Below are 5,079 nucleotides of genomic sequence, written 5' to 3' on the forward strand. Positions count from 1 at the left end.
ATTCGTCGGCAGCGTCATATGTGTAAAAGACACAGGGTTCGGCATCGGCGTGCGAGCGGCACGTCGCGCGTGAAGCGCGACGTGCCGCCCTGCATCAGGCGAGCGCCGCGCGCTGCCGGCGCAGGAAGGCCGGGATCGACGTGACGATGTCCGGCTTGCCCTGGTTGCCCGCGATGAACGGGCTCCACGGTTGCGCGCGCACCGCGGTCTTGGTCTTCCACACGACGTTGAATTGCCCGTCGCCGCGGATCTCGCCGATCATCACCGGCTTGTGCAGGTGATGGTTGCCGTCCATCGCGAGCGTGAAGCCCGACGGCGCGGCGACGGTCTGGCCGATCATCGCGACGCGCACCTTGTCGACGTCGGTGCTCTTCGCCTTCTCGACGGCCTGCTTCCACATGTGGATGCCGACGTAGGTCGCTTCCATCGGGTCGTTGGTCACGCGCTTTGCGCCACCCGGCAGGTTGTTCGCCTTCACCCACGCGGCGAACTGGTCCTTGAACTTCGTGTTGGTCGGGTTCTTCACCGACATGAAGTAATTCCACGCGGCGAGGTGGCCGACGAGCGGCTTCGTGTCGATCCCGCGCAGTTCTTCCTCGCCGACCGAGAACGCGACGACCGGCACGTCGGTCGCCTTGATCCCCTGGTTGCCGAGCTCCTTGTAGAACGGCACGTTCGAGTCGCCGTTGATCGTCGAGATCACGGTCGTCTTGCCGCCTTGCGAGAAGTTCTTGATGTTCGCGACGATGGTCTGGTAGTCGCTGTGGCCGAACGGCGTGTAGACCTCCTGAATGTCGGCGTCCTTCACGCCCTTCGATTTCAGGAACGCGCGCAGGATCTTGTTGGTCGTGCGCGGATACACGTAGTCGGTGCCGAGCAGGAAGAAGCGCTTCGCGCCGCCGCCTTCCGCGCTCATCAGGTACTCGACGGCCGGGATCGCCTGCTGATTGGGGGCCGCGCCCGTGTAGAACACGTTGCGCGACATTTCCTCGCCTTCATACTGCACCGGGTAGTAGAGGAGCCCGTTCAGTTCCTCGAACACCGGCAGCACGGATTTGCGCGACACCGACGTCCAGCAGCCGAACACGCAGGCGACCTTGTCCTGCGTGAGCAACTGGCGCGCCTTCTCGGCGAACAGCGGCCAGTTCGACGCGGGATCGACCACCACCGGCTCGAGCTTGCGGCCCATCACGCCGCCGCTCTTGTTGATGTCGGCGATCGTCATCAGCGCGGTGTCCTTCAGCGACGTCTCCGAGATCGCCATCGTGCCCGACAGCGAGTGCAGGATGCCGACCTTGATCGGGCCGGTGCCCGCATCGGCCGCGTGCGCGAACGGGCTCTTGCCCGCGAGCGCGAGTGCGCCGGCCATCGAACCGAACTTCAACAGACTGCGACGTTTCATCGGGATCCCCTTGTCGTGTTGGATATGCGTGCGCCGTGAAGGCGTCGGCCAAGGGGGTAACGCAAGGCATGTGCCAGTCGTGCGGATGCACGTCCGGCGTGCCTGCGCGGGGCAGTGCGCGGCGTCGGGACGGTGCGCATGACGCGTCGTGCAGCATGCGCGGTCCGTCGCGGTGCAGGGTCACGGGCGCAAATGGTGCACGGTCGGGGTTCCCCGTTCCGATGCCATCACGCGATGTCCGGCCTGTCGTGTGCACTGTGCCGCATCCTGCCGGCGCAGCGCGATTCACGGCACGGGCGCGCGCACGACGTGTTCGTCAGGTGCTGCCGGAAGGGCGCGACGTATCCGCTATGCGAGCGGCATCCGCGCGTGTTCGCTGCCGCTCGGCATCGATGCGGGGCCGAATGTCGAACGGTTCGCGCTCGTCGCCGATGCGCGGAAGGAGAAGGGGCAGGGCGGAAAAGAGAAACGGGCACGCGATGCGTGCCCGTTCGGGGGATCAGTGCGACCGGCGGCAAGGTGCCGGCCGGTGCGGCGGCGCGCGATGCGCCACCGGCAGGATCAGTAACGCGGTACGGACGGATCGACGTCGCGCGACCACGCGTCGATCCCGCCTTGCAGGTTGTACAGCTTCGTGAAGCCGCGCGATTCGAGGAACATCGCGACCTGTGCGCTGCGCATCCCGTGATGGCACACGCAGACGATTTCCGCTTCGTCGTCGAGCTCTTCGCTGCGCGCGGGAATCTGCTGCATCGGGATCGACACGCTACCGGCGATGTGTGCGGTCGCGATTTCCCACGGTTCGCGCACGTCGAGCACGACCGGCGCGGGGCGCGCCTTGTCGCCGAGCCATTCCGCGAGCATCGCGGCCGTCAGGATCTGCATGGGGGCTCCGCTGCTCAGAACTTGAAGCGCGACGGCTCGATCGCGTTGACGAGGTGGTCGATGTACGTTTCGAACACGTCGGCGACGCGGTACTGCTTGTCGTCGATGCGCGTGATGATCTGCGCCTTCATCACCGGACGGCCGCCGACGAATGCCGCGAGGCGGCCGCCGACCTTCAGCTGTTCGAGCATTTCCTGCGGCACGACGGGCAGGCCGCCCGCGACACAGATCACGTCATACGGTGCCTTGCCGGCCCAGCCGCGCGAACCGTCGCCGAGCACGACTTCCGCGTTGGTCACGCCGTCGTTGCGCAGGTTGTCTTCCGCGAACTTCGCGTTGGTCGGATCGATCTCGACGGCCGTCACGTGCTGCGCACGGTGCGCGAACAGCGCGGCCAGGTAGCCCGAGCCGGCGCCGATGATGAGCACGTTCTCGTGCTTCTTGACCGTCAGCTCCTGCAGCACGCGCGCTTCGACGCGCGGGAACAGCATCTTGCTGTTGCCGCCGGGCAGCGGGAGCTCGAGGTCGGCGAACGCGAGATCGCGGTATTCGGCCGGAACGTAGTTTTCACGCTTGACGATCGACAGCAGGCCCAGGACGTCGAGATCCAGCACGTCCCACGGCCGGATCTGTTGTTCGATCATGTTGAAACGCGCGTTTTCGATATTCATGGTGTGGTCACGCAGCCTGGTCGGCCATCAGCGGGGATAGAGAAACTTCGTGATTGTACCAAACGGGGCGGCCGCGAAGCCTTCAGGCGGCCTGCAACAGACCTTTACCCCTTGCTCTTCTTGATCTGCGCCTCGAACGCGAGATCGAGCTTGCTCGCCTTGCGCGGTTTTTTGGGGCCGAATTCGTCGACGAACTTGACGAACTCGTCGAGCGGCAGCGGCTCGCAGCGCTTCTCGGCGGTGCCGCCGGAGCGGTCGACGAGATAGAACAGGCCGCCCGCCATCGCGACGGCCGCGAATTGCGGGTTGCCGGAGCGGGTCTTCAGGCGTTCGACCGCGTGGGTCGCTTTGGTGGTGCGCATCGTGCGGATTCTGGCGGGGCGTAAGCCCCACACTGTATCAAACCGGCCGCCCGCGTGCGGCCGGCCGGGCCCGCCGGGCTCAGACGGTGCGCGAGTAGCGCTGCTGCTGCGTCTGGCCGAGATACGCGTCGAACGCCATCGCGATGTTGCGCACGACCATCCGGCCGGCCGGATGGATCGTCAGGCGGTCGGCCGCGATCGTCAGCAGCCCGTCGCGCTCGAACGGGCGCAGCGCGTCGAGTTCGCGCGCGAAATGATCGGCGAAGCGGATGCCGTGTGCGGCCTCGACATGCGAGAACGGCAGCTCGAGGTTGCACATCAGTTGCGTGATCACGTCGCGGCGCAGCCGGTCGTCGGGCGTGAGCCGCACGCCGCGTACGATCGGCAGCCGGCCCGCGTCGAGCGCGGCGCCGTAGGCGGGCAGGTCCTTCGCGTTCTGCGCGTACACGTCGCCGACCTTGCCGATCGAGGACACGCCGAACCCGACGAGGTCGGTATCCGCGCGCGTGCTGTAGCCCTGGAAATTGCGCTGCAGCGTGCCGTTCTTCTGCGCGCGCACGAGCTCGTCGGACGGCCGCGCGAAGTGGTCCATCCCGATGTACACGTAGCCGGCCGACGTCAGCATGTCGATCGCGAGGCCGAGCAGCGCGACGCGCGTTTCCGGCGGCGGCAGCGTCGCGTCGTCGATCTGCCGCTGCATCTTGAACAGGTGTGGCATGTGCGCGTAGCCGAACACCGACAGCCGGTCGGGCGCGAGTTCGATGATCGTTTCCAGCGTGCGCGCGAAGACGGAGACGGTCTGGTGCGGCAGCCCGTAGATCAGGTCGACGCTCACCGAATGAAAGCCCGTCGTGCGCGCGGCGGAGAGCAGGTCGGCCGTCATCGCGAGCGGCTGGATGCGGTTGATCGCCTGCTGCACGACCGGGTCGAAATCCTGCACGCCGAGGCTCAGCCGGTTGAAGCCGATGGTGCGCAGGTGGGCGAGCGTCGCCGGCGTGACCGTGCGCGGGTCGATCTCGATCGAGAACTCGGCGTCGGCATCCGGCGCGAGCGCGAAGTGCTCGCGGGTGGCCGCCATCAGCTCGGCCGTTTCGTCGTTGGACAGGAAGGTGGGCGTGCCGCCGCCCCAGTGCAACTGCGTGACCGGGCGCGCGGGATCGAACAGCGTGGCCTGCAGCGCCATCTCGCGCTTGAGCTGATCGAGATACGGGCGCGCGCGGCGGTGGTTGTTGGTCGCGATCTTGTTGCAGCCGCAGTAGAAGCACGCGGTGTTGCAGAACGGGATGTGGAAGTACAGCGACAGCTCGCTCGACGACGCGCCAGGGTCGGTTGCCGCGCGCACATAGTCGGCCGGGTCGAAATCGTCGCGGAACTGCAGCGCGGTGGGGTACGACGTATAGCGCGGCCCGTTCGCGCCGTACTTCGCGAGCAAATCGGGACGGAACAGTGTGTCGGCAGAACCGGAACGCATGATGGTCTCGCGCTTTTTAGATGCTTTCGAGTATATAAACGCGCGATTCGGCTGCATTGTGTAATAACGTCGCAGCCGGCGATGGCACAATGCAGGGTGGGGCTGCCGGCACCGCGTCCGGTTGCCGCACCGTTTTTTGTTGTTCGTTCGAGAGAGCCGAGTGTCCGTCGAATTGCCTGTCCGCCCGGCGTCAGCCGCCCCGCCGCCGCATGCGTGCCGCGAGGGCTGCGGCGCGTGCTGCATCGCGCCGTCGATTTCCAGCCCGATTCCGGGCATGCCCGACGGCAA

5 protein-coding genes and 1 pseudogene are annotated in these 5,079 nt (G+C 66.5%); 1 reads left to right on the top strand and 5 read right to left on the bottom strand.

Translation table 11 applies throughout. The features are described from left to right. Positions 1–94: 94 nt before the first annotated feature. From urtA to hemN, 5 genes are all read right to left on the bottom strand, one after another. The gene (gene urtA / locus JYJ84_RS28035) at positions 95–1,402 is read right to left on the bottom strand and encodes an urea ABC transporter substrate-binding protein (protein ID WP_039367747.1); all 1,308 of its coding nucleotides are present in this window, start codon (positions 1,400–1,402) and stop codon (positions 95–97) included. A gap of 561 nt (positions 1,403–1,963) precedes the next feature. Beyond that, positions 1,964–2,287 carry a rhodanese-like domain-containing protein gene (locus JYJ84_RS28040; RefSeq protein WP_011351193.1) on the bottom strand — a complete coding sequence of 108 codons (324 nt, stop codon included), beginning with the start codon at positions 2,285–2,287 and terminating at the stop codon, positions 1,964–1,966. A 14-nt stretch (positions 2,288–2,301) separates the two neighbouring features. Next, positions 2,302–2,958 (bottom strand): protein-L-isoaspartate O-methyltransferase, encoded by a 657-nt coding sequence (locus JYJ84_RS28045; protein ID WP_011351194.1) that lies wholly within the window; start codon positions 2,956–2,958, stop codon positions 2,302–2,304. A gap of 104 nt (positions 2,959–3,062) precedes the next feature. Beyond that, complete coding sequence (locus tag JYJ84_RS28050; RefSeq protein WP_006488573.1) at positions 3,063–3,320, bottom strand: hypothetical protein; 258 nt, start codon at positions 3,318–3,320, stop codon at positions 3,063–3,065. A gap of 79 nt (positions 3,321–3,399) precedes the next feature. Then, the gene (gene hemN, locus JYJ84_RS28055) at positions 3,400–4,791 is read right to left on the bottom strand and encodes an oxygen-independent coproporphyrinogen III oxidase (protein ID WP_175222825.1); all 1,392 of its coding nucleotides are present in this window, start codon (positions 4,789–4,791) and stop codon (positions 3,400–3,402) included. Positions 4,792–4,951: 160 nt separating this feature from the next. On the opposite strand from hemN, the pseudogene JYJ84_RS37990 reads away from it, so the two are divergent. After that, positions 4,952–5,079, top strand: a pseudogene (locus JYJ84_RS37990) (YkgJ family cysteine cluster protein); the annotation flags it as partial.

Source organism: Burkholderia sp. LMG 13014 (assembly GCF_905232215.1).
Taxonomy (GTDB): domain Bacteria; phylum Pseudomonadota; class Gammaproteobacteria; order Burkholderiales; family Burkholderiaceae; genus Burkholderia.

What these genes read in the sequence shown, in the direction of transcription:
- JYJ84_RS28040 (WP_011351193.1), bottom strand. Translation starts at nt 2,287, where the DNA reads ATGCAGATCCTGACGGCCGCGATGCTCGCGGAATGGCTCGGCGACAAG.
- hemN (WP_175222825.1), bottom strand. Translation starts at nt 4,791, where the DNA reads ATGCGTTCCGGTTCTGCCGACACACTGTTCCGTCCCGATTTGCTCGCG.
- urtA (WP_039367747.1), bottom strand. Translation starts at nt 1,402, where the DNA reads ATGAAACGTCGCAGTCTGTTGAAGTTCGGTTCGATGGCCGGCGCACTC.
- JYJ84_RS28050 (WP_006488573.1), bottom strand. Translation starts at nt 3,320, where the DNA reads ATGCGCACCACCAAAGCGACCCACGCGGTCGAACGCCTGAAGACCCGC.
- JYJ84_RS28045 (WP_011351194.1), bottom strand. Translation starts at nt 2,958, where the DNA reads ATGAATATCGAAAACGCGCGTTTCAACATGATCGAACAACAGATCCGG.